This is a genomic window from Candidatus Margulisiibacteriota bacterium (assembly GCA_028706105.1).
Classification (GTDB): Bacteria; Margulisbacteria; Riflemargulisbacteria; order GWF2-35-9; family DYQY01; genus DYQY01.
The window spans coordinates 1-24,628 of record JAQWCF010000005.1; the positions used below are offsets into that span (position 1 = coordinate 1).

At 35.2% G+C, this 24,628-nt stretch carries 20 protein-coding genes and 1 tRNA gene; 20 read left to right on the forward strand and 1 reads right to left on the reverse strand.

The genetic code is table 11. The annotated features are described in order from the left end of the window. Positions 1-257: 257 nt before the first annotated feature. Entirely contained in the window at positions 258-1,154 is an 897-nt protein-coding gene (locus PHF25_00920; protein ID MDD4526581.1) for an ARMT1-like domain-containing protein, read from the reverse strand. Between the two features lie 116 nt (positions 1,155-1,270). On the opposite strand from PHF25_00920, the gene ppdK reads away from it, so the two are divergent. The 20 genes from ppdK (at position 1,271) to PHF25_01020 (ending at position 24,574) form a co-directional block, all read left to right on the forward strand. Continuing rightward, on the forward strand, positions 1,271-3,907 hold the full coding sequence (ppdK, locus tag PHF25_00925; protein ID MDD4526582.1) for a pyruvate, phosphate dikinase: 2,637 nt from the start codon (positions 1,271-1,273) through the stop codon (positions 3,905-3,907). Between the two features lie 318 nt (positions 3,908-4,225). After that, positions 4,226-5,071: a hypothetical protein gene (locus PHF25_00930; protein ID MDD4526583.1), complete on the forward strand. Its 846-nt coding sequence runs from the start codon at positions 4,226-4,228 to the stop codon at positions 5,069-5,071. A 13-nt stretch (positions 5,072-5,084) separates the two neighbouring features. Further along, positions 5,085-6,515 (forward strand): S8 family serine peptidase, encoded by a 1,431-nt coding sequence (locus PHF25_00935; protein MDD4526584.1) that lies wholly within the window; start codon positions 5,085-5,087, stop codon positions 6,513-6,515. Between the two features lie 109 nt (positions 6,516-6,624). Beyond that, a complete protein-coding gene (locus tag PHF25_00940; GenBank protein ID MDD4526585.1) occupies positions 6,625-7,632 on the forward strand; it encodes a hypothetical protein in 1,008 nt (335 codons plus the stop codon). A 25-nt stretch (positions 7,633-7,657) separates the two neighbouring features. Further along, positions 7,658-8,632: a GDP-mannose 4,6-dehydratase gene (locus tag PHF25_00945; protein MDD4526586.1), complete on the forward strand. Its 975-nt coding sequence runs from the start codon at positions 7,658-7,660 to the stop codon at positions 8,630-8,632. Next, complete coding sequence (locus PHF25_00950; protein MDD4526587.1) at positions 8,608-9,666, forward strand: MraY family glycosyltransferase; 1,059 nt, start codon at positions 8,608-8,610, stop codon at positions 9,664-9,666. The genes PHF25_00945 and PHF25_00950 overlap by 25 nt, the downstream gene beginning before the upstream one ends. Continuing rightward, positions 9,666-11,984, forward strand: a complete 2,319-nt coding sequence (locus tag PHF25_00955; protein ID MDD4526588.1) for an N-acetylmuramoyl-L-alanine amidase — start codon at positions 9,666-9,668, stop codon at positions 11,982-11,984. Before PHF25_00950 ends, PHF25_00955 begins: the two co-directional genes overlap by 1 nt. Then, the gene (gene murI, locus PHF25_00960; GenBank protein ID MDD4526589.1) at positions 11,947-12,765 is read left to right on the forward strand and encodes a glutamate racemase; all 819 of its coding nucleotides are present in this window, start codon (positions 11,947-11,949) and stop codon (positions 12,763-12,765) included. The genes PHF25_00955 and murI overlap by 38 nt, the downstream gene beginning before the upstream one ends. 182 nt (positions 12,766-12,947) lie before the next feature. Continuing rightward, positions 12,948-13,021, forward strand: a tRNA-Cys gene (locus tag PHF25_00965). A 75-nt stretch (positions 13,022-13,096) separates the two neighbouring features. Continuing rightward, the gene (gene rmuC, locus PHF25_00970) at positions 13,097-14,440 is read left to right on the forward strand and encodes a DNA recombination protein RmuC (protein ID MDD4526590.1); all 1,344 of its coding nucleotides are present in this window, start codon (positions 13,097-13,099) and stop codon (positions 14,438-14,440) included. A 2-nt stretch (positions 14,441-14,442) separates the two neighbouring features. Next, on the forward strand, positions 14,443-15,498 hold the full coding sequence (gene gcvT / locus PHF25_00975; protein ID MDD4526591.1) for a glycine cleavage system aminomethyltransferase GcvT: 1,056 nt from the start codon (positions 14,443-14,445) through the stop codon (positions 15,496-15,498). 76 nt (positions 15,499-15,574) lie between these two features. Further along, positions 15,575-15,958, forward strand: coding sequence for a glycine cleavage system protein GcvH (gcvH, locus tag PHF25_00980; protein MDD4526592.1), 384 nt, complete (start codon positions 15,575-15,577; stop codon positions 15,956-15,958). Continuing rightward, on the forward strand, positions 15,959-17,242 hold the full coding sequence (gcvPA, locus tag PHF25_00985) for an aminomethyl-transferring glycine dehydrogenase subunit GcvPA (protein ID MDD4526593.1): 1,284 nt from the start codon (positions 15,959-15,961) through the stop codon (positions 17,240-17,242). Then, positions 17,235-18,650 (forward strand): aminomethyl-transferring glycine dehydrogenase subunit GcvPB, encoded by a 1,416-nt coding sequence (gcvPB, locus tag PHF25_00990; GenBank protein ID MDD4526594.1) that lies wholly within the window; start codon positions 17,235-17,237, stop codon positions 18,648-18,650. The genes gcvPA and gcvPB overlap by 8 nt, the downstream gene beginning before the upstream one ends. 41 nt (positions 18,651-18,691) lie before the next feature. Continuing rightward, positions 18,692-19,147: a hypothetical protein gene (locus PHF25_00995; GenBank protein MDD4526595.1), complete on the forward strand. Its 456-nt coding sequence runs from the start codon at positions 18,692-18,694 to the stop codon at positions 19,145-19,147. Between the two features lie 39 nt (positions 19,148-19,186). Then, positions 19,187-19,786, forward strand: coding sequence for a hypothetical protein (locus tag PHF25_01000; GenBank protein MDD4526596.1), 600 nt, complete (start codon positions 19,187-19,189; stop codon positions 19,784-19,786). Positions 19,787-19,859: 73 nt separating this feature from the next. Further along, on the forward strand, positions 19,860-21,560 hold the full coding sequence (gene ilvB, locus PHF25_01005; GenBank protein MDD4526597.1) for a biosynthetic-type acetolactate synthase large subunit: 1,701 nt from the start codon (positions 19,860-19,862) through the stop codon (positions 21,558-21,560). After that, positions 21,560-22,042 (forward strand): acetolactate synthase small subunit, encoded by a 483-nt coding sequence (ilvN, locus tag PHF25_01010; protein MDD4526598.1) that lies wholly within the window; start codon positions 21,560-21,562, stop codon positions 22,040-22,042. The genes ilvB and ilvN overlap by 1 nt, the downstream gene beginning before the upstream one ends. 18 nt (positions 22,043-22,060) lie before the next feature. Continuing rightward, positions 22,061-23,053 carry a ketol-acid reductoisomerase gene (gene ilvC / locus PHF25_01015; protein MDD4526599.1) on the forward strand — a complete coding sequence of 331 codons (993 nt, stop codon included), beginning with the start codon at positions 22,061-22,063 and terminating at the stop codon, positions 23,051-23,053. A 12-nt stretch (positions 23,054-23,065) separates the two neighbouring features. Continuing rightward, the gene (locus PHF25_01020; protein MDD4526600.1) at positions 23,066-24,574 is read left to right on the forward strand and encodes a 2-isopropylmalate synthase; all 1,509 of its coding nucleotides are present in this window, start codon (positions 23,066-23,068) and stop codon (positions 24,572-24,574) included. Positions 24,575-24,628: the final 54 nt, after the last annotated feature.

Genomic DNA, 24,628 nt, shown 5'->3' on the forward strand with positions numbered 1-24,628 from the left:
TATAAATCCTGACTTCTTAGAAGAAGTAGTTAGGCAATTTAAAGAACAATTTAATATTTTGTCAGAAATTGCTGCTTAAGGTATATGGAGTTTACGATGAAATTGCAAACATTTCTGGACATTACCTGTTTATTGAAAGATATATGATTATTGCGTTGGTGAGGCAGGGAAGGTGTCCGCCTTAGGCGGACGGAAGTGTCGTTCCCTCTCTTGAGACTTGTGCAGAGCTTGTCGAAGTAGAGGGTTAGGGAGAGTGTTTAAAAGTATCTTGAGTAGTTGCTATTATTCAACAGCATCAAATCAAATTTATTTGTCTTAAAAGTTTGAGCAATCAGCTCACATTTACAAAGAAATAAATGAAACAAAGGTTTGGTTATCGCTTCTTCGGTAAGTGTCTCAAAGTTACCTTGTCCTTTAGATATTATCAAATCTGCTTCATTTAGTTTCTTTAAAAATAGTTCATTTGCTCCAGCAAGAGTAGTGCCAGCTGTTGAACAACCACTTTCAATAACTTCAGTTATTTTGTCCATCCCAACATACTGAGCATCTTCCAAGAGAGCATCATTAAGTATTGGTGCGCTTTTGACTGTGAAAGTAACTTTCTTACCCAGAGAGATAAGGTGTTTTATCAGTAGTCGGTCTAGAACAATTTCACCAGTATTGTCTCCTATATATAAGATAGAGTTAGCTTTATTTACTTCTACTTCCAGGGCAGCAAAATCGTTGATGGCAAAATCACGATGTGCATAATCATTTAGAATATTTTCGATGTTAAAGTTCTTCAATGCACCATAATCAATTAAATTTCCGGCTATTGCTATTTTTATGGCAGTCTTAAGTTTGTTTTCTGATTCATTGTAGAGAGCTACTGCGTGTTCATATATTTCTAAAGCCTCATCATTACACTCTTTTTTTATGTCTTTAAATATATCTCTGCCCTTAAGGTAAGTATGCATAATTTTATGAAGGTTATCCGTGAGTACTGGTGGGCTAAGTTTGGAGAAATCATTTTCATGTAATTCTTTCAGGATTTTACGGAAAGCTTCTTCTCGTTCAGCTGGACTTTCAATGTGGCCATTAAGCGTGGCAATAATGTTATGCATGATGCAGGGGATACAGTCTATATATGCTCTCATAGGTGCTGATTCTAGCATATTTGAATTAATAGTAACTATCCCTTTGTAGGATTAGCTAGAAGAGTATATAATAACGCTTGGTCACAGGGCGACCGAATATAAGACAGGCCCTGAATAAATTAGGAGGTTAGTTAATGGCAAAGAATATATATTTTTTCGGTAGTGGGAAAGGCGAGGCAGATGCCTCAATGAGAAACCTATTAGGTGGCAAAGGTGCTAACCTTGCGGAAATGACAAATTTAGGAGTACCAGTACCTGCTGGTTTTACTATTTCAACAGAAATGTGTTTAGACTATTATAAAAACGGCAGAAAGCTTTCTGATGAGCTTTTAGCTGAAATAAAGGAAAACATTGTCAAAACAGAAAAAGCAATGGGGATGAAGTTTAATGATGCTGAAAATCCTTTACTTTTTTCAGTCAGATCCGGTGCTAGAGTTTCTATGCCAGGGATGATGGACACAGTGCTTAACTTAGGTCTTAACGATACTACAATCAAAGGTCTTGTGGCAAAGTCTGGTAATGAAAGATTTGCTTATGATTCATATAGAAGATTTATCAATATGTATGGTGATGTTGTTATGGATGTTCATCATGAGTATTTTGAAGAAAAAATCACAGCAATGAAAAAAGCTCGTGGAGTTGAGAATGATACAGATCTTTCTGCAGCAGATCTTAAAGAATTAGTTGAGCAGTATAAAGTTGTAGTTAAGGAACATGCTGGAAAAGCTTTTCCAGATGATGGCTTTGAGCAACTAAAGATGGCTGTTGCTGCTGTATTTAGTTCATGGGAAGTTCCAAGAGCAGTTAAATATAGAAAAATGAATAATATTGACGATAGTTGGGGAACAGCAGTTAACGTACAAGCAATGGTCTTTGGTAACATGGGTGAGACTTCTGGTACCGGTGTTGCTTTTACGCGTAATCCATCAACAGGTGAAAACTTATTCTACGGTGAGTTTTTAATGAACGCACAAGGTGAAGACGTTGTGGCGGGTATCAGAACTCCACAAGAAATTTCTGAATTAGAAAAAATAATGCCAGTTTGCTATAAGCAACTAGTAGATATTTATAAGAAGTTAGAAAAACATTATAAAGATATGCAAGATATGGAGTTTACTATCCAAGAAGGTGTCCTTTATATGCTTCAAACAAGAAGTGGTAAGAGAACCGCAGCAGCAGCAGTAAGATGCGCTGTTGAAATGTTCAAGGAAGGTCTTATTGATAAAGAAACTGCTCTTAATAGAGTAGCTCCTACACAATTAGATATGTTGCTTCACCCAAATATTAGTCCCAATGCAAAGCTAACGGTTATTGCCAAAGGACTACCCGCCTCACCAGGTGCTGCTGTTGGTAAATGTTCATTTACAGCAGAAGATGCAGAAGAAAGAAAAGCTAAAGGTGAACAAGTAATTCTTGTAAGACAAGAAACTTCACCAGAAGATATTGGTGGTATGGATGCAGCAGAAGGTATTCTAACAGCAAGAGGCGGTATGACTTCTCATGCAGCTGTTGTTGCTAGAGGAATGGGCAAGCCATGTGTTGCAGGTTGTGCAGCTATTGATATTAATGAAAAAGCTCAGACAGTTACAATTGCAGGCAAGAAATATGGACCAAATGATTTTATTACTCTTAATGGTACTACGGGTGAAGTTGTTGCTGGTAAAGTTGAATTAACAACTCCAACTTTATCAGGAGATTTTGGTGTTCTTATGGGATGGACTGATGAATTTAGAACATTAAATATCAGAACAAACGCTGATACACCTCATGATGCTAAAGTTGCCAGAGATTTCGGTGCAGAAGGTATAGGGCTTTGTCGTACAGAGCATATGTTTTTCGAAGGCGATAGAATTAAAGCTGTAAGAGAAATGATTCTATCTGAAGATTTAGAAGGAAGAAAAGCGGCACTTGCTAAACTTCTTCCAATACAAAAAGGTGATTTTAAGGGCATCTTCGAAGTGATGGACGGCTTAGCAGTTACAATCAGATTACTAGATCCGCCTCTCCACGAATTTGTTCCTCATACACCAGAAGCACAAGCTGATATGGCCAAAGAAATGGGTATTTCTGCTGAAGCTGTAAAAATAAGAGTAGACCAATTACATGAGTTTAACCCTATGCTTGGTCATAGAGGATGTCGTTTAGGTATCACGTATCCAGAAATTTATGATATGCAAGTTGAAGCTATTATTACGGCTGCCGTTGAAGTAGCCAAAGCAGGGAAAAAGGTTATTCCTGAGATAATGATTCCACTTGTGGGCATGCTTCCTGAATTTAAGATTCTAAAAGCCAATGCAGTTAAAATAGCTGATGAGATTATTTCTAAAGCAAATATCAAATTGGATTACAAAGTTGGCACAATGATTGAGATTCCAAGAGCAACATTAATTGCTGACCAAATTGCTGAGCATGCAGAATTTTTCTCTTTTGGAACCAATGATCTGACTCAGATGACCTTAGGTTTTTCTCGTGATGATGCCGGTGTTTTCTTGCCAGAATACGTAGAAAGACAGATTCTGCCAGATGATCCTTTCCAATCAATAGACCAAGAAGGTGTTGGTATGTTAGTGCAGTATGGTGTTGAACGTGGAAGAAAGACAAACCCAACATTAAAAATTGGTGTTTGTGGTGAGCATGGTGGAGATCCAAAATCAATAGAGTTTTTCCATAATGCAGGCTTAAGTTATGTTTCTTGTTCTCCATTCAGAGTGCCAATCGCAAGATTAGCAGCAGCGCAAGCAGCAATCAAGAGCAAAAAAAAACTAAAATAGACGTAAATGTTGGATTGTTGAAGTCTAAACAATCAGTGAAGGCTTAAGCTTATTTGAATAACCCCAGACAAAAGTCTGGGGTTATTATTTTATTAAAACATCTATGCCAAAATAGCATTTGATAGAATAGTAAGAAAAAGAATAAATAGCCTTTGTTTCGAATCCCATATATTCGTTGGCTTTCAGACATATCATAAAAAATAGGTACAATTTAAACCTCAAAACACCGATAATTTAGTATAAGTATAAAAATGCATGTTTAGAATCCACTTTTTTGGGGCATAGGTTTCTATGTAACAAAAAAGGGGGGATTTAATTTTGTCGCATGGATGCATTTTTAAAAACATTATTTTATGCTTTTTCCTTTTAACTTTTTCCAATTCAGCACAGATAACATATGATTATCTAAAAGATGTTCATTTAGTCAATAAATTAGCAGGCTTAAGCTATTTAGAACAACCTGCTGTGAACAGAGTAATGGATCATTCTCTTACTTTTTTGCAATACGGGTCAATGGATGGTCAATCCAAGTCTCAATTTGCTAATTTAACTATTCCAGGGTATTTTTTTAATTTAGGTTTAACAGTGAAGCATGATGTTATTAGTGGAATAAACAGGACAGACAAATCTTCTAATGGTACTTTTTTTGTGCAAGATACTTTTAATCATGAAAAAGCAGCAGCCATGCTAACTGTCAGTCAAAAAATCCCTAAGCTACCAATTTATTATGGCGTTAATGCCAAAGCATATCAACAAAAAGTCTTAGATCAAACAATGACCGGTTATGGTTTTGATGCTGGCGTCATGATCAAGATGGGTGGAACCATAATTGGTGCAACATTCAATGACATCAATAGTACAGTTCAAGAATGGGAGAATGGCACAGTTGATCAATTACCAACTAACATTTCTTATCAGTTGGTACAGCAATTACCCTTTGGATATGTTTCTTATGTTGGGTCAGACTTGAACGATGATTACGTAAAATTAGGTTTAGATTTTTTTGGGGTTGTTTCAATTGAGTCTAAGATGTTGCTTACAGAAAAATTAGCTGGTGCCGTTTCTTGTGGAATAGATTTGGGAATTTTTGAGATAGGGATAAGACAAGAATTAAGTGAAGTTGCGGGCACAAACAGTCAATTTTTTATGACCTTAAATTTATAGGAGGAGCTTAGAAGTGAAGAAAATATTTTTATTGTTGGTTGTTTGTTCTTTATTTGCTGTTGAAACTACAGGTACGATTAAGATTATCAAAAAAAATGGTTCGGTGTATTTCACAAAAGACAATAAAGAATTTCAAATTCAAACCAATAAAGACAACCTGAAAAAGGGCACCAGAATGTCTGCTCTTGCTGTGTCTGAGTATGAGGAAGAAGATCTTCCTGTTGAGCTTTTTGGTTTTGTTTCCTTGGCTACAATTGTTGATAGTGCTGGAACTCTGGTGACAGCCAAAAATCCCGCGAACATAGTAGTTGCTGTTATTGATACGGGATTAGATACTAATAATAGGGAGTTAACGGAATATTGTTTGATAAATACCAAGGAAATACCAGGTAATGGTCTAGACGATGACCATAATGGGTTTATTGATGATTATTATGGAGTAAATATCCTTGAGAATAATGGAAATGTATTAGATGATCATGGGCATGGAACATCCATGTTTAGTACGATAGCAATTCAAAGCAAAGGGAATGTAAAGATAGTTCCTATAAAGGCATTTGATAGCAGTGGCTGTTCGTCACAGTTCTTAATAGCTAATGCTATTATTTATGCGGTTCAAAGAGGGGCAAATGTTATCAACTGTAGCTTCGGGTATCAGTATTCGTCTGAAACTCTTCAAATAGCCGTGCAATATGCTTTGGATCACGGGGTAATAGTTGTTGCCGCAGCGGGTAACAATGGCCAGGAGATAGTGATGTATCCCTCTGGTTATGCAGGTGTAATTGCTGTTTCTTCTTTGGATGATTATGATAGGCTATCATATTTTAGTAACTATGGTGACCATATTAAGCTTTCTTGTATTGGAGAAAGAGTGGGATGCATTGGAGTCGGAGGGGCGTCGCAGCAGGTGAGTGGAACTAGCATTTCTTCAGCCTATATCGCTGGCACTATTGCCAATATAAATAATCTTTCTGATTTGAGTGTTAATGAAGTGGTTAGACATTATTCTAATGATGTTATGTATCCGCTAGGAAACGTTAAACCATATCCTGGTTGGGATAAATATACAGGTCAGGGCAAAATTTCTAATATACTTTTTTCAGAAAGTGATTCTACAGTTTTAGCTCAAGAAGGTTTAACAATTGATAGTTTGGAAGTAGCTAGTTTTTTAAATTATCCTAATCCTGTTGTTGGTAGTGGTACGGAGTTTGGTTTCGATTCCAATAAAAACGCAAAAGTTAAGCTAGAAATTTATAACTTGGCTGGGATGAAATTATGGCAAGAGGAAAGAAATGTTGCGAGTGGTAAATATGAAATAATTCCTTATAACTTGAAGCATGAGAATGGTAGCGAGTTAGCAAATGATAGCTATATTGCAGTTCTTCGAGTAAATGATGGAGCAGAAGAAATCATCAAAAAGACTGTAATGACAATACTTAGATAGCATTTAATTCAAGTTTTGAATAATCCTTTAAATGTTTGAATAATATTGAATGAAATATTGAATTAAATCATTCGAAAATTTATTACAAATACTTAAAAGGAGAACAATTATGATAGAAACTATAACAAACACTGAGCTACAAAAAAAAATTTATTATCCAGCAGTTAGAATCATTGAAGATATTATTCCCTTTGTATTTGATATTTCTGTATTAGTTCGTGCTAAGTTTAACGAGGGCGTAAACAGTTTTATTCAGAATGATAAGCGAATAGACGTTATTCCTTATGGTAAGGGTTTTCGTGGATGGATTGCCGATGCAGAAAAAGGTTCTTTTCCTGTTATTTACTCTGACACAGAATGTGTTGATCTCTATCCTGGGTGGAATTTATTAATTATAAAAAATAAAGATATTGAAATGTTTGTTAATAATAGATTTTTTGTTGATAGTAAGGGGCAGTTTCTGGATATAACTATTATTAAGGAGAATAAAGCTTTTCTTGATACAAATAATAGTAATATTTTTAAGTCGGCATGGGTTATGGTTAAAAAAGGAGTAGACTTATTGTCACTAGATATTCGTAATAAATATTTAGATAACAACTTCGTGTTTACACTTGAGTCTCAGGAAAAGGTTATGATTATTTTGGGAGATAAAGGTAGAGGATATTATCGGTACGCGTTTATCAAAGAAGCTATAAATAATAATTTCTGGATATACTCTTTTGCGAGTTTTGATGATTTAGGTTATAAGCTTGATGAAAAGAAAAGATGTATTACTGATATTTGCCCAGAATGTTATGTGAGGCCAAGAGCACAATTTGTCATATTTGATGATCCATTGGTAACCTGTATTATTAAGCATCAATTAGAAATTTCAGGAAGAGGACTTTTTTCTTCTGATTTATTGTTACTTAAAGAATTAGATTTAGAAGATTACAAATTACATTCCATAAACGGTCTTGATCAGTGCTTAGGTCTACAAGTTTTAAAAATCAGAGGCTTTTATGTCAGTGGTTTATCAGAAATAGTCTTTTCCTTGCCTTCTCTTAAAAAAATATATCTTTCTAAAGAGCTATATTCAGCAGAAGAGCTAAAAGTTTTAGCCTCTTTTCTATAGCATTGTTTATAGGTATACTTAGCGTATGAAAACAGTTTTATTAACTGGCGTTGCCGGGTTTATTGCATCCAGAACTGCGAAAGTTTTTTTAGACAAAGGCATTAGCGTTGTTGGTGTAGATAATCTTAACGATTACTATGATGTTAAACTAAAAAATTACCGTTTAACTGAACTGAATAAAACGAAAGGATTTACTTTCTATAAAGGAGATATCGAAGATAGGCAATTTTTAGAAAGTTTATTTCAACAATATCAGTTTGATGCAGTAGTAAATCTTGCTGCTAGAGCAGGTGTTCGTTATAGTATGACCAATCCTTTTGTTTATCTTAGTACTAATGCCATGGGCACCTTAAACCTCTTAGAATTAATGAAAGAGTTTGGTGTCAATAAAATGGTTTTGGCTTCTACTTCTTCTCTATACGCTGGTCAACAAATGCCTTTTACTGAGGACTTAGCTGTTAATGAGCCCATTTCCCCATATGCAGCATCCAAAAAAGCAGCCGAGGTAATGTGTTATTCGTACAAACATTTATATAATTTAGACATTTCTATTGTCAGGTATTTTACTGTTTTTGGTCCAGCTGGTAGACCTGATATGAGTATTTTTAGGTTTATTAAATGGGTAGATGAAGGAACTCCTATTGAGTTGTTTGGGGATGGCACACAGAGTCGTGATTTTACTTATGTTGAGGATATTGCAAGGGGAACCGTACTTGCTACAGAGAAGAAGGTTGGTTATGAGATTCTTAACCTAGGTGGAGGGCAAGAACCTATTACAATGAATAAAGTGATAAAAATGATCGAAAGTTTGTTGGGTAAGAAAGCTATAGTAATCAATAAACCTTTCCATAAAGCGGACTTATTAGAAACTAGTGCAGATATTAGTAAAGCCGAGAAACTATTAGGGTGGAAGCCAAGTATAAGTTTTGAAGAAGGTCTTAGCTTGACGATAGATTGGTATAAGGAGAACAAAAATTGGTTAACCTCAGTGGTTCTATAGTTTTATTTGTTACATCACTAATGGGAATTGCTCTTCTAGGTTACACCTTAACTATTGTTATTATGCCTGTGGCTATCAAAAAAGCAATCAAGTTAAGAATTCTAGATGCTCCTGGTGACAGAAAGATACATAAATACAGTAAACCACGCGTTGGCGGTATGGTGATGTTTGTTGTTTATTTTTTTATGTTGGCTTTAATTGGAGTACTTTTTGACTATAAAATTGTGTTTCCAATTGCGGTCTGTTCTTTGCTTATTTCTTTTTTTGGATTTTTAGACGACCTTTTCAATATTCGGCCTATGTATAAGTTGCTATTCCAATTGTTAGTTGCCTTAATGACTTCCATGCACTTTGTTGGCTTTGGTATATCTATCAACGAAATATATTTACTTTTAGGAACTACATTAAATTTAGGTATGTTCTCAATTCCCATTACTGTTATCTGGATAATTGGAATTATGAACGCTATTAATTTAATTGATGGCCTTGATGGGTTGGCTGGAGGGATAACTGCTATAGCAGGAATGGCCCTATGCGTGTGTGCGTTTTATTGGAAAGAGACAGAGATGCTTTTTGTTGGAGTAGCTTTATTGTCGGTTGTTTTTGGCTTTTTGAAGTATAATCTTAATCCAGCTAGAGTTTTTATGGGCGATACAGGGAGTTTATTATTAGGTTATAACCTCGCTGTTTTTTCAATACTTATCTGTTGGAATCAACCTAAGGTGATGGCCTGTGGTATTCCTTTAATTCTACTAGGTATTCCTATTTATGATGTTTTTTCTGCTATTCTTAGAAGGGTAAAAAGGAACCAACATATTTTCCGTGCAGATAGAGAGCATTTTCATCATAGGATAATGAAAAGAGGATTTACACATAAACAGACTGTTGTTGTTATTCATATTGAATCAGCATTTTTGGCGGTATGTGCTTTAATAACACTTTTTATTAACAATAATGTAATGGTTTTTTATCTACTATCCTTAGCGTTTTTGATTCATATCTCTAGAATATATTTAAGGAAAAAATTTAGTTGATGCTAAGGAAAATAAAACTAATAATTTTATTTTTGTTGTTTTCTAATGGTTGGGCTTATTATACGCAAAATGATGCAAGCGTTTTTTTTAATAGTAAAAAAATAAATCTTAAGTCTTCTTTTTATATAAACAATAATAGATTATGTATTCCCTTAAAAGAATTTTCTGAGAAGGTAGGATTCTCCTATAAAAAAGAGGGTAGTTTTTTATTAGTTAGTGACGGTGATTACCAAACTGTTTCTTTTTTAACAGCTCATGATCAAGTCATGATTGGGGATGTCAAATATCATATGTCAGACAAAAGTTTCCCAGTGTATCAGGAGTGGTATGTTCCATTAGGATATTATGCTTGGTACTTAGGATATACGATGAACAGAACAGGCAATAATTATTATGTTTCTAAACGATTGGTTGATGTAAGTACCACACAAGATACTATTAAACTTAAATATGCCTCAAGTATTGATGGAGACGAATTAGAGCTAAAAAAAAGTGGAGATTATTACTCTCTTGACCTCAAGGCAACGGTTCTTTCTTTTCCGAGAAAAACCTTGTCTAATTCTTTTTCAAATCAAATTATTATTGGGCAAATTACCACTAAACCAGACTTGGCTAAGTTAAGCATTAGATCCACAAAACCACTTTTTTTAAGTAGAACAGCGGATAATGAAATTATTATAAGTGAAAAGAAAATAGAAAAAGTTTTACCTATTAAAGAGCAGATAATGCCCGAAGATATTGACACTATAAACACTGATAAGGTTAGCGATAGGGCTGTGTGGATTCCTTCTTTTGAGGGCGTTAGAAACATCATTTTGAGCGTGAAGGGAAAGAAGACGACGCTTACAGGACAGGCTATTTATAAAGATGGTAATTATTTGGTTCCAGCTGAAAATGTTTTGTTACATTTTGGGTTTAGTTATAATGTTTCTGATTCAGGTAACTTGTTAATTAAATACGGAGATAAGCCGGAAACAGATACGTTGGTCAAAGTATATATTATTAATAAGACTGTTTATGTACCATTACAACAATTAGCAAAAAGGCTAGGGTTTGGGCTTAGATGGGACTATCGAATTCACACACTGTTTGTGAACCCAATTGTTAATGATATTTCATTTAAAAAGACAACAAATGGAGACAGTGTTTTTATTAGTTCTTTTGTTGAAATTGAGCCTCGAAATCTTTTTGAATTGAATAAACCCAATAGAATAATTTTAGATATTCCTAATGCTGTTTTAGATGTTAGCAACACAAGTATCAAGGTTGATGGTAGCAATATTCAGCTTATTAAGGCTGGGCAGTTTGATGAGGAAACAGTTCGCATTGTTATTCAAGTTAACAAACCGATGAATTACGGTATGTCTATTTCGGATGATGGAACAAGGGTGTCTGTTTTACGTTCGGGAAGCATAGATAAGGTTTGGTATCAGACTTTTGATAAGTATAATCTCTTGAGTATTTTGGGTGTGGATATGGGAAAAATCAGCTGGGAACAAAAAGAAAATATCTTAGAAATTGATATACCCGATGCTTCTTATGGCGCAAAAGGTGTTTATTATTTTAATGATCCTTTTCTAGAAAAAATAGTTGGCAGCCAATATTCATGGGATCCAGTTGCTTCGCGAATGAGTATTTATTTTAAGTCACCACCGCAGTTAAAAATTGAACAATCAGGGGATAAAATAGATATCAGGATTGACAACAGTAAAGGTAAAGTTGTTTATGAAAAGAAGCAAGTAGTTGCTCCTAGGGAAACACCCGTGTCTTTAAAAATTCTTTCTGGCAAGAAAATAGTAGTTGAGGCAGGTCATGGTGGCGGTGATGTTGGAGCAATAGGCTTTGGTGGTAGATATGAAAAATGGTTTACTTTAGATACATCACAAAGAATTAAAGATATCCTTACTTCTTATGGTGCAACAGTTTTAATGCCTCTACAGAAGGATGCATCCATGTCATTATCTGGAAGAACCCAGTTTGCGAATAGAAATGACGCTGATCTTTTTATCAGTGTTCACTTTAATGCCTTCCATAGTGAGTATATTGGAGGTATATCAACTTATTATTATAGTGCCACTAGTTTGCCTATAGCGAGACATGTGCAACGAGAGATGGTTTCAGCCTTGGGTTTAAGGGACATTGGACTACGACAAGCAAGGTTTTTTGTGTTGTTCCATACGAAAATGCCTGCAATTTTAATTGAGCCTTGTTTTATCACAAATAAAAATGAATATGAAATGTTGTTAAAACCAGAAAACAGAGATAAGATAGCCAGTGCTGTTGCAAAGGGAGTGGTGGCTTATTATAAAGGCAAATAATGCCCCTATTGGGGTTTTTGATTCTGGTATCGGAGGCTTTACTGTTTATTCTCATTTAGCCAAGCTAATGCCTAAAGAGAATTTTATTTATTTTGCTGATAACTTAAACAGCCCCTTTGGCGATAAAACAATCCCTCAAATCTTGGCAATTAACGATAGAATTATCAAATATTTTTTGAGCAAAAAAGTTAAGATGATTGTTATTGCTTGTAATACTTCTTCCGCCTTAGCCATAGATCACAATAGCAATAAGTATGATGTACCCTTTGTGGATATGTTGAATGATGGACTTCGTTTTGCTCAAGAGCTTGAGGAAGGGACTAGGGTTGGAATTATTGCGACGCAAGCAACAGTAAATTCAGAGTCCTACTTAAAGATTCTTTCTAAGTATAATCCCAAGATTAAGGTTTTTCAGCAAGCTACACCAGAATTGGTTCCTTTAATTGAGTCAGGTGATATGGAAGGCGTTAAAGCAATTTTACCAAAATATCTTGAACCTTATGAAATTATGGATCACTTGCTTTATGGTTGTTCACATTATCCTCATATTGATGAAACAGTCCATGAGCTATATCCTAATTTTAAGACAATAGACCCAGCCTTGTATGTTGCAACAAGTGCTTATAAGAAATTAAAAAAAATAGGACTTAGTTCAGCCAATAAGGGCAATGTGCTTTGTTATACCAAAGAACAACCATCACTTGTTAAGTTAGCCAAGAAATTAGGTTTCACAAAGTTTAAGCTAATCAAAAGCAAACAATCGGCAAAACAATCTGCTTAACCTTTTTGTGTTTTTCTATTATACTTATGGTCTGTTTATTCTGGAGGCGTAGCCAAGTGTTCCGAGAAATCAGTCTTCGCAGAATGCGAGACATAATTTTTCTAGGATCCTCGAAAGTTTATGAAATCAAAGATTTCAATACTTTCGGGAGTAAGGCTGGTCTTTTAAGTTAACTAAGTTCTGGAGGCGTAGCCAAGTGGTAAGGCCGAGGTCTGCAAAACCTCTATCGTCAGTTCGATTCTGACCGCCTCCTCCAAAATACCTCATATCATAAATGACAAAAACTTGAAGCTGAGGTACGATTGAGTTCATAACTTAATAAGGAGACTTTATGCTTAACCTATTCATTTTTTTATTTATTGGTGTGGGATTAGGTGTTGCAATCGGATATTTGCTTGGGAAAATGCTTAATTCGAATAGTTCCTTAAAGGAAGAAATAGCTGGACTTAAAGTTTATAAATTAGAAAAAGAAGACCTCCAGAAAACTTGCAGAGAAGAAAAAGAGCTTATCCAAAAAAGGCTGGATGACTCAATTGAACATTTCCAAAAATTAAAGGCTGAGATTGCAAGAAAAGAAGAAGAAAATAAAAATTTAGTTGAGAAACTTCAGACACAAAAACAAGAAATAGACGAAAGATTTAAGTATCTACAAGATCAGTTTGCTAATCTTGCAAATAAAATATTTGAAGAAAAAAGTCAGAAGTTTACTACTCAAAATAAAGAAAATATTGATGTTTTGCTCAAGCCCTTGCAGGAGAAAATTCAATCCTTTCAGAAGAAAGTTGAAGATACTTATGATGACGAGAACAGACAACGAGCAGGGCTGAAACAGCAAATTGAAATGTTGGCTGATTTAAATAAAAAAATGTCAGAAGATGCCCACAATTTGACTACAGCTTTAAAGGGAGAAACAAAGACACAGGGCAATTGGGGTGAAATGATTTTAGAAACGATTCTAGAGAAATCAGGTCTTCAAAAAGGTGTAGAATTTAGTGTTCAAGAGTCTTTTAAAACAGAAGATGGTCAACAAAGGTATCCAGATGTAATTATTAATCTTCCTGGTAAAAAGCACATGGTAATTGACTCGAAAGTTACTCTTACAGCATATGAGAGATATATTTCAGCTGAAGATGCTGATAAGAAAGAAAAATTCTTAAAGGAACATATTATTTCTTTAAGAAACCATATCAAGGGCTTAAGCGATAAACAATACCAGAAGTTATATCAAATCAATAGTCCTGACTTTGTTTTAATGTTTGTTGCAGTTGAACCAGCCTTTGCTTTAGCAGTTCAACAGGACAATAATTTGTTTTATGAAGCTTTTGAAAGAAATATTGTCATTGTTAGTCCTTCTACTTTACTTGCAACATTAAGAACAATTGATAATATTTGGAGGCAAGAAAAACAAAACAAAAATGCCATGGAGATAGCGAAAAGAGCAGGAGATATGTATGACAAATTTGTGAATTTTGTGGATGACTTGAAAAAACTAGGTAATCAGCTATTAACAACACAAAGAACTTATGATGAGGCAATGAAAAAATTATCAACAGGAACTGGTAGCTTAGTTATCAGAGCAGAAGGTATTAAAAAATTAGGTGCAAAAACAGCTAAAAGCCTCTCAGTTGATAGCTTAGAAGATGTTGACCTTATTGAGGAAGAAAGTAGGGAATAGCAATGAAAAAAACAGCATTAAACGAAGAGCATAAAAAGCTTAAGGCCAAGATGGTAGATTTTGCCGGCTGGGAGATGCCAATTCAGTATACAGGAATTATTCATGAGCATAAAGCTGTCCGTGAATTAGCTGGTGTTTTTGATGTTTCCCATATGTGTGTGTTAGATGTGCGAGGCGATTCTGCTTTTGATTTTTTGCAATATGTAACAATTAATGATGTTGCTAAGCTAAAAATATATGGGGCTCAGTATTCAATGGTGTTGGATAAAGAAGGTCAGATACTTGACGATATTATAGTTAGCAGAATGGATGGTTATTTCAGGTTAGTCCTCAATAGTAGTAATGCTGATAAAATTAAAAAATGGTTTGAGTTGATGAAAAAAGAAAATAATTATGACATTACTTTAAATTATCGTGAAGATTTAAGTATACTTGCTTTGCAAGGTCCTAAGTCTCAGCAGATATTGGAAGAAATTCTTGGAGTTAAAATTTCTCTAAATAGTTTTTATTTTATGAAAACAAATTGGCAAGGTGAAGATATTGCAGTGAGTAGAACTGGCTATACCGGTGAACTAGGTTATGAAATTTTTATTTCTAATCAGTTGGCACCTCTTTTATGGCAAAAAATTATTAACAAGGGCGTTACTCCAGCTGGTTTAGGCGCGAGGGATACTTTGCGAATTGAAGCTGGTTTGCCGCTGTATGGCAAAGAAATTGTTGCAGATATTACTGCCTATGATCTGGGGTATAGCTGGATAGTTAGTTTGTTAAAGGGCGAGTTTTTAGGTAAAACTAAATTGGTGACTGCAACTAAGGATAAACGTCTTTATGGCTGTATTTTGGAGGATAAAGGTGTTTTAAGAGATGGTTATGAAGTGCTTGGGCATGGGAAAATCACTAGTGGTACTTTTTCTCCAACTCTTGGCACGGCGATTGGGATGTTTTATAGCGAAAAAAAACCTAAGGAAAACGAGGGAATATCAGTGGTGATAAGGGGTAAGGAGTTTAAGGGTAGAGTGATAAATTTACCATTTTTAAAAAAGAAAATAAATAAGTAAAATTTGGTCTTGAAATTTTAAAAATAGGAAACTAAAATAGTTTCAAAAATAGTAAGGGAGATTTAAGAAGATGAGTATGATAATAAATGGTTTATATTATTCTGAAGAACATGAGTGGGTAAAGGTTGAAGGCAATATTGCCACTATCGGAATTACCGATTATGCACAAGATGCTTTAGGCGACATAGTTTTCGTTGAGCTTCCAAATGTAGATGATGAATTTACTCAAATGGACGAGATTGGTGTTTTGGAGTCTGTAAAGACTGTGAGCAATATATACATACCTCTTTCGGGAAGAATAGTAGAAGTAAATGATGCAGCTATAGAAGATCCTGCCTTAATTAATTCTTCTCCATATGATGAAGGATGGTTAGTTAAGATAGAGATGTATGAAAAGTCTGAGCTAGACGACCTTAATTCCTCTGAGGAATATGAAGAGATGTTAGGCGAAGAGGAGTAAATGGTTACTTTAGGTAGTCTGAAAATTAATTTATATAAAGATTTACCAAAAAGCATCACTAATCCGGAAATTAATTTACCGCAGGGACTAAAAGAATCTGAGTTACAACTTGAAATCGAGAAATTAGCCGCTACTAATTGTCTTTATCCTAAAAATTTATCTTTTTTAGGTGCAGGTGTTTATCATAGGCATGTTCCAGCAATAGTTGATCATTTAACCAGTAGAAGTGAGTTCTACACGGCATACACTCCTTATCAGCCAGAGATAAGCCAAGGTACGCTAACTGCAATATTTGAGTTTCAGACTTATATGGCAGAGTTAACTGGGATGGAGATAAGCAACGCTAGTTTGTATGATGGGGCAACCTCTTTAGCCGAGGCTGTTCAAATGGTTGCTAGAGTTGTTAGCAAAGACAAGGCTAAGGTTATGGTTGCGGGGATTCTTTCTCCGAACTACAAACAAGTCTTGGATACTTACAATAAAGGCTTTGGGAATGATATTAATTATATTGAAGAGCTGAAGGGCATTGTGCTTGATGAAAGCCTAGATGCCATAGTCTTAATGTATCCTAATTTTTTTGGACAAGTTGTTGACCATGCCTCACTTATTGAAGATGCCAAAAGGAAAGGCATTGCTGTTATTTTTTGCGTAACCAATCCTTTGGCTTTAATGCTTTTTAAATCGCCAGGTGAGTTTGGTGCGGATATTGTTTGTGGCGAGGCTGCTTCCTTAGGTAGTTATCCAGCTTATGGTGGACCAGCATTAGGGTTTTTAACTACAAGGCAAAATTTAGTTAGAAGTATTCCTGGTAGAATTGTTGGTGAAACGAATGATGCGCAAGGCAGAAAAGGATTTGTTCTTACTTTTCAAGCTAGAGAACAACACATTAGAAGAGAGAAGGCTACTTCCAACATCTGTAGCAATCAAGGACTAATGGCACTTAGAACAACAATTTATATGTCTCATCTGGGGCAAGCTGGGATGCTAAGCTTAGCTGAGGATATTTATCAGAAAACAGAATATTTAAAAGAAAAAATAACCAAATTAGGTAGTGTTATTGTTGATAAAAATGTTTCTTTTCAGGATACCTTAATTTATTCAAAAGATGTAGATTTTCATGCACTTAATTTATTTTTGAAAGAAAAGGGAATATTAGGAGGATTAAATTTGTGTAGTCTTAAGGATGAATGGAATGGTTGTTATTTGCTTACGGTAAATGATTACATGCAAGAGTCAGATATAGACCTTTTAGTTTCGTACATTGAGGAGTTTATGCATGGATAATACGCCGATTTTTGCAAAGGTAGCAGCTTCTAATAAGCTATCAGCTATCAACATTGTTGATCAATTAAAAAGAAAAAAGGTTTGTCGTTTTCCTGATTTGTCAGAACTACAAGTTGCTAGACATTATACTAAACTTTCAACTTTAAATTTTGGCGTAGATAGCGGGATGTATCCTCTTGGTTCTTGTACAATGAAATATAACTATAAAATTTTAGAAAGACTTGCTTCGTTAAATGGGTTTTTACAGTTACATCCTTTTCAGGATGATCAAGATTGTCAGGGTGTTTTAGAACTTCTTTATAAGATGGAGCGTAATTTATCTGAATTATTTGGATACAGTGGTTTCTCACTGCAACCGACTGCGGGTGCACAAGGGGAACACACAGGATTGCTTATAATCAGAGAGTACCTGAATGCTAACAATGATGAAAGAGATTTAGTTCTTATTCCTGATTCTGCTCACGGAACGAATCCTGCTAGTGCTGTTATGGCTGGATTTAGAGTTAAGAAAGTTCCTTCTGATAATTGGGGAAATGTGGACATTGATAAGTTAAAAGAGATGTTAAGCAAAGAAAAAGTAGCAGCCTTTATGCTGACTAATCCGTCAACATTAGGTTTGTTTGAAAACAACATTTTATTGATTTCTCAAATGATTCATGAAAATGGTGGATTGCTTTATTATGATGGTGCAAACGCCAATGCTTTAATGGGTAAAATCAGACCGGGAGATATGGGGTTTGATGTTTGTCATTTGAATTTACATAAAACTTTTGGGACTCCACATGGAGGGGGAGGACCTGGTTCTGGCCCAGTGGGTGTTGTTTCTAGGCTAGTTCCATATTTACCTGGACCTATCATTATTAAGGATGAAGAGGGTTATAAATGGCAACATCAAACTGGAACTGAAATAGGAAGAATGCACGGTTTCTACGGAAACGTGAATGTCGCCATTAAGGCATATGTTTATTTTTTGCTTCACGGAGGCAAAGGCTTGAAAGAAGCAAGTGAGAGGGCAGTAGAGAATGCTAATTATATGATGAATAAAATAAAAGCGATAATTGACTTACCTTTTGATAGAGTATGTATGCATGAATTTGTTATTTCAGCAGAGAAGCTCAAAAAAGAGACAGGTGTTTCAGCACTGGATATTGCGAAGGCGTTAATAGACAAAGGCTACCATCCGCCGACAATATATTTTCCACTAATAGTACATGAATGTCTTATGATAGAGCCAACAGAAACAGAGGACAAAGAGACTATGGATAGATTTATACAAGCCTTTCAAGAAATAGTTGATGAGGCTAAAACATCACCAGAGAAAATTAAGTCAGCACCTATTACTAGAATAGTAGGTAGGTTAGACGAAGTTAAAGCAGTAAAAGAGCCGAAATTAACTTTCTTTAGTTAACTTTTCTTGGGATTAATTTTTAATATTCTCGATAAGTTTATATGAATCAAAAAATTGTAAGCATAAAAAATAACGGCTCTGACTTTGTTTATAGAAACATGACGTTAGATGCAATATCTGCTGAATATGACGATGGTAGTATTGATGAGATAACAATGGTTGGAATTTATTATAATGATGAGATTATTATTGGAATGGAATCGGATTTTTACCACGGTTATTTACCTTCAATCATGGAATATTTTTTAAATGCCCCTATTAAAAAAGAAGATGCTTTATATTTTACCTTATTTTTTTCTCATAATTATCAGAACGCAAGAGGTAAAAAAAAATTTATGGAGCAAAAAGGTGTTATCTTAGCTTCTGATGGTTGGGGATTATGGCCATTTTCTAGTGAAAACGCAAAAAATAAAGGTAAACCTATTCTTAATGTCAGTCAAAGAAATAAAGTCGCGAATGCTCTAAATTTTTTGCCTAAACTTATTTTGGTAGAATGATAGTGGCTATATCACTAAATTAATAATATTATTGTTTCTATGAGTTTTAATTATTTAGGTTATGATGTTCTTTCTGCCGCGGAGAATATGCAAAAGGATATAGCTATTTTAAAGGCAATTACTACTGACGTTTTTTTGCGTTTATATTCTTGGACGGATACTTGTGTAACCTTTGGTTATAATCAAAAAGAAGATACTGTGAAGTCTTTGGTTGGTAAACTTAATATAAATACTCATGAGTTTGTCAGAAGACCAACAGGTGGTGGGTTAGTAGTACATGAGAGAAAAAATTTAGCTTGGAGTTTATTTGTTCCAGTTGATATTTTTGCTAAAAAATCACTATTAGGTTTTTATTATGAGCTATCCAATGTTTATGCTGACCTTTTGCAAGATTGTGGAATAAATTGTAGCCTAATCAAAAGTGCGAGAAAAGAGTTTCAAAAAAAACGCATCAATGATGTCTGTCTTGATTATCCAGCTAAATATGAGCTTATTGATGAGAATGGCAACAAATTAATTGGTAGCGCACAAAAAAAAACAAAAAGTTGTTTGATACAACAGAATAATTTATTCATTAAAGAACCACGCGAATTTAGAGAGAAGCTAGTCCAATCATTGTTTAAGTATTTCACTAAATAGGCTTTCAGCTTTTATCTTTTAGCTTTTAGCTAATTTGTGATAGAATTAATTAAAATATTTGAGGAGAAACGCTATGTCAGCAGAGAAGATGAAAGGTTCCAAAATACTTTTAGAAAGTTTGAAAAAAGAAGGAGTCACCGATATCTTTGGCTATCCTGGTGGCAAAGTGCTTCATATTTATGATGATATTTATAAAAGTGATATTAAACATTATTTAGTTAGACATGAGCAAGCTGCTGCACATGCTGCTGATGGCTATGCTCGTTCAACAGGAAAAGTTGGGGTATGTTTAGCGACCTCAGGTCCTGGTGCAACTAATTTAGTAACAGGGATTGCGACTGCCAATATGGATTCCGTTCCCATGGTCGCATTTACAGGGCAAGTTAGTTCTGGGGATATAGGCACAGACTCTTTTCAGGAAGCAGATATTATTGGTATAACAATGCCAGTCACCAAACATAATTTTTTGGTTAAAGATGTAAAAGACCTTGCGTTAACAATTAAGAAAGCTTTTTATATAGCCAGAACAGGTAGACCAGGTCCAGTTCTTGTGGATTTGCCAGTGGATGTTACTGTTAATAAAGCTATTTTTAATTACCCAGAGAGTATTATCATCCCTTCATACAAGCCAACAACCAAGGGTAGTAGTAGACAAATAAAGAATGCAATTAAAATGATCAGAGAAGCAAAGCAACCAGTTGTTTTAGCAGGTGGTGGTGTTATATCTGCTAATGCGTCTGAAGAACTACGGGAATTTATTAGTTTAACCAAGATGCCAGTATCTAGTACTTTGTTGGGACTTGGGGCATATCCTTATAATGATTATTACTCACTTCAAATGCCAGGTATGCACGGAACTGCTTTCTCTAATTTTGCGATTCAAGAAGCCGATCTTTTAATTTCTATCGGGATGAGATTTGACGATAGAATTACTGGCAAGCTTGATACTTTTGCACCTAATGCCAAAGTTATTCATATTGACATCGATCCGGCTGAGATTGGGAAATGTATTGCCACCGTTCTGCCGATTGTTGGAGATGCCAAAGAAGTTCTTAAAGAGATGAACGCTTATTTAAAAGAAGAAAGTATCGAAGCTAAAGAACCTTGGTTAAAAATAATTGAGAAATTGAAGCTAGATTATCCGTTGACTTATAAGATGGATAAAAATGCTATTAGTCCTCAATATGTCTTAGAAGTTCTAAATGAACTTACAAATGGAGATGCCTTTTATACAACTGAAGTAGGTACTCATCAAATGTGGGCTGCTCAATATCTTAATCATACACAGCCAAGACATTTCATTAGTTCTGGTGGATTAGGTACTATGGGTTTTGGTTTTCCTGCGGCAATGGGAGTTCAAGTTGCCAATCCAGGTAAAACAGTTATTAACATTGCGGGAGACGGTTCCTTTCAAATGAATATTCAAGAGCTTTCTACGGTTTCTTATTATAATATACCTGTAAAAAATATTATTTTAAATAACCAGTGGTTAGGCATGGTTAGACAATGGCAAGAGTTGTTTTTTGAAGAAAGGTACTCTTCCACTAACCTAGAAGGTATGCAACCTGATTTTGTTAAGGTAGCTGAAGCTTATGGTGTTTTAGGTTTAAGGGCAACTAAGCCAGCAGAAGTTAGAGAAGTTTTAAAAAGAGCGTTAAGTCATAATGGACCTGTAGTAGTGGACATTAGAGTTGTTAGGGAAGAAAATGTTTTTCCTATGGTTCCAGCAGGCGGAGCGATTGACAAAATGATCGGGGAAAGGGGTAGTATCTAATGAGACACGTATTATCAGTTATAGTTGAAAACAAATCTGGTGTCTTGGCTAGAGTGGCGGGTCTTTTTAGTAGAAGAGGATTTAATATTGATAGTCTTGCAGTAGGAACCACCGAAAAGCCTGAGTTTTCTAGGATAACGCTAGTGGTTACAGGCGAAGATTTAGTTATTGAACAAATCACCAAACAGCTTTATAAGTTAATTGATACATATAAAGTAACTGATTTAACAGCAGCAAAACATATCGAAAGAGAAATGATTTTAGTCAAGGTTAGTATTAATGCTAACAATAGGTCAGAAGTTATTGAAATAGTTGATATTTTTAGAGGTAAAATCATTGATGTTTCTGATAAAAATATGACAGTTGAGATTACTGGTGATTATGAGAAGAATGAAGGCTTTTTATCTCTACTTAAGAAGTTTGGGATAATTGAGATAGTTAGAACAGGTACAGTTGCTATTCAGCGCGGTACAGGTAATTAGAAAGGAGAAAGAGTAAAAATGACAATAGTATTATATGAAAAGGATATTGATAAGAGTGTTTTAAAAGGTAAAAAAATAGCAATTATAGGTTATGGTTCACAAGGCCATGCCCATGCATTAAATCTTAAGGATAGTGGGTTTGATGTAAGAATAGGCTTGAGAACTGATTCTTCTTCAGTAGCCAAAGCCAAAGAAGCAGGACTTAAAGTTCTTACCCCAGATCAAGCAGCCAAAGAAGCAGACCTTATCATGATGTTAGTTCCAGATGAAACAGCTGCGGATATTTATAATGAGTCCATAGCTCCTAATCTTGTTGCAGGGAACATCTTAGCTTTTGCTCATGGATTTAATATCCATTTTGGTTTTGTTGTGCCTCCAAAAGACATCGATGTTATTATGGTTGCGCCTAAAGGCCCAGGACATATGGTAAGAAGAGTTTATCAAGAAGGATTTGGCGTTCCAGCAATTTATGCAGTAGGTCAAGATGCTTCAGGAAAAGCAAAAGAGATTGCCTTGGCTTATGCCTCTGGAATAGGTGCTGCAAGAGCAGGCGTTTTGGCTACTACTTTTAAAGAAGAAACAGAAACTGACCTTTTTGGTGAGCAATGTGTTCTTTGTGGTGGGACTACAGCTTTAGTAAAAGCAGGTTTTGATACCTTAGTTGAAGCGGGGTATCAACCAGAAATCGCTTATTTTGAGTGTTTGCATGAGCTTAAACTTATTGTTGACCTTATGTATGAAGGTGGAATGGACAAAATGAGACATTCCATTTCTAATACAGCTGAATATGGCGACTTAACGGTTGGTCCAAAGATAGTTACTGATGCTACTAGACAAGCCATGAAGGATGCCTTAACAAGAATCCAAAAGGGCGAATTTGCAAGAGAGTTTATTGCTGACTCCAAAGCAGGTAGACCAAAGCTTAATGCCTTAAGAGCAGAAGCCAAAGGATCGCTTGTTGAGCAAGTTGGCGGCAAGTTGCGTTCAATGATGAGTTGGATTAAAAATTAAAGGAAAAATTAGATGGATTTAGTAAAGATTTTTGATACAACATTAAGAGATGGAGAGCAATCTCCGGGTTGTTCTATGACAATTGGTGAGAAGCTAGAAATGGCTAAACAACTTGCCTATCTTAATGTTGATATTATCGAAGCAGGATTTGCTATTTCCTCCAAAGGTGATTTTGAGTCTATTCAGACTATAGCCAAAGAGGTTAAAGGACCGTCAATCTGTAGTCTTGCCAGAGCAAGGCAAGAAGACATTGATGCTGCTTGGGAAGCTGTTCGATTAGCCAAGAACCCACGTATACATGTTTTTTTAGCTACATCTCCTCTTCACATGAAGTACAAGCTTAACAAAGGAGAGGACGAGGTAGTTGCGATTGCTATTGAGGCAGTTAAATATGCCAAAAAATATTGTAGTGATATTGAATTCTCTGCAGAAGATGCGGGTAGAAGTGATAGAAAGTTTCTCTATAGAATTTTATCAGAAGTTATCAAGGCAGGAGCAGTTGTAATAAACGTTCCAGATACTGTGGGCTACACCTTGCCACATGAGTTTGGAGAGCTTATTAAGGACGTTAAAGCAAACACCGAAGGCATAGAGAAGGTAGATTTAAGCGTGCATTGTCACAATGACCTAGGGATGGCTGTGGCTAATAGTATCTCAGCGGTTATCAATGGTGCTACACAAGTTGAGTGTGCAATAAATGGTATCGGTGAGAGAGCAGGGAATGCCTCGCTCGAAGAAATTGTGATGGCTATTTATACAAGGGGAGCTTTTATCAATAAGAAAACAAATATTAAGACTACTGAAATATATAGAACCTCCAAACTGCTCAGCAGTATCACTGGTGTTCAAGTACAGCCGAATAAAGCTATTGTTGGTGCGAATGCTTTTCTTCATGAGTCAGGTATTCATCAAGATGGAGTTTTAAAAAATAGAATGACTTATGAAATTATGAGTGCTGAACTTATTGGTTTGAGAGAACAGGAATTAGTTTTAGGAAAACACTCAGGTAGACATGCTTTTAAGCAAAGACTTATAGATCTTGGATTTCATTTAACTGAAGAACAGCTAGAAAGGGGTTTTGTTAAATTTAAAGCTTTAGCTGATGAAAAAAAAGTAGTTACAGATAAAGATATAGAATCGCTAATCTCTAATGAAAACACCCATTTTGAAGAAAAATATAAATTAGAGTATGTTCAAGTAACTGCTGGGAATACAACAAAACCAACTGCTACAGTCAGAATTTCTAACAAAGATGGCGAAATTTTTGAAGATGCTTGTATTGGAACTGGACCAGTTGATGCAATTTATAATGCAATAGAACAATTGGTTGGTGTCAAATTTAATTTACAGGAATATATTGTTCACGCAGTCACTGGCGGTACTGATGCTCTAGGCGAAGTAACTGTTCGAATAAAAGAAGGCAACGACTTGTATACTGGACGTGGTTCTGATACTGATGTTTTGGTTTCTACGGCACAAGCTTTCCTTTCTGCGATTAATAAGTTTTTATATTATAAATAAAATTTTAAACTTTTATTCCTCATCTCTACTTATGTCAGTTGGTAATATATAATG

Coding starts and splice junctions, on each gene's coding strand:
- rmuC (MDD4526590.1), top strand. CDS start 13,097: ATGCTTAACCTATTCATTTTTTTATTTATTGGTGTGGGATTAGGTGTT.
- PHF25_00995 (MDD4526595.1), top strand. CDS start 18,692: ATGAATCAAAAAATTGTAAGCATAAAAAATAACGGCTCTGACTTTGTT.
- ilvB (MDD4526597.1), top strand. CDS start 19,860: ATGTCAGCAGAGAAGATGAAAGGTTCCAAAATACTTTTAGAAAGTTTG.
- PHF25_01020 (MDD4526600.1), top strand. CDS start 23,066: ATGGATTTAGTAAAGATTTTTGATACAACATTAAGAGATGGAGAGCAA.
- PHF25_00920 (MDD4526581.1), bottom strand. CDS start 1,154: ATGCTAGAATCAGCACCTATGAGAGCATATATAGACTGTATCCCCTGC.
- ilvN (MDD4526598.1), top strand. CDS start 21,560: ATGAGACACGTATTATCAGTTATAGTTGAAAACAAATCTGGTGTCTTG.
- gcvT (MDD4526591.1), top strand. CDS start 14,443: ATGAAAAAAACAGCATTAAACGAAGAGCATAAAAAGCTTAAGGCCAAG.
- PHF25_01000 (MDD4526596.1), top strand. CDS start 19,187: ATGAGTTTTAATTATTTAGGTTATGATGTTCTTTCTGCCGCGGAGAAT.
- gcvPB (MDD4526594.1), top strand. CDS start 17,235: ATGGATAATACGCCGATTTTTGCAAAGGTAGCAGCTTCTAATAAGCTA.
- gcvPA (MDD4526593.1), top strand. CDS start 15,959: ATGGTTACTTTAGGTAGTCTGAAAATTAATTTATATAAAGATTTACCA.
- PHF25_00955 (MDD4526588.1), top strand. CDS start 9,666: ATGCTAAGGAAAATAAAACTAATAATTTTATTTTTGTTGTTTTCTAAT.
- PHF25_00945 (MDD4526586.1), top strand. CDS start 7,658: ATGAAAACAGTTTTATTAACTGGCGTTGCCGGGTTTATTGCATCCAGA.
- ilvC (MDD4526599.1), top strand. CDS start 22,061: ATGACAATAGTATTATATGAAAAGGATATTGATAAGAGTGTTTTAAAA.
- gcvH (MDD4526592.1), top strand. CDS start 15,575: ATGATAATAAATGGTTTATATTATTCTGAAGAACATGAGTGGGTAAAG.
- ppdK (MDD4526582.1), top strand. CDS start 1,271: ATGGCAAAGAATATATATTTTTTCGGTAGTGGGAAAGGCGAGGCAGAT.
- PHF25_00940 (MDD4526585.1), top strand. CDS start 6,625: ATGATAGAAACTATAACAAACACTGAGCTACAAAAAAAAATTTATTAT.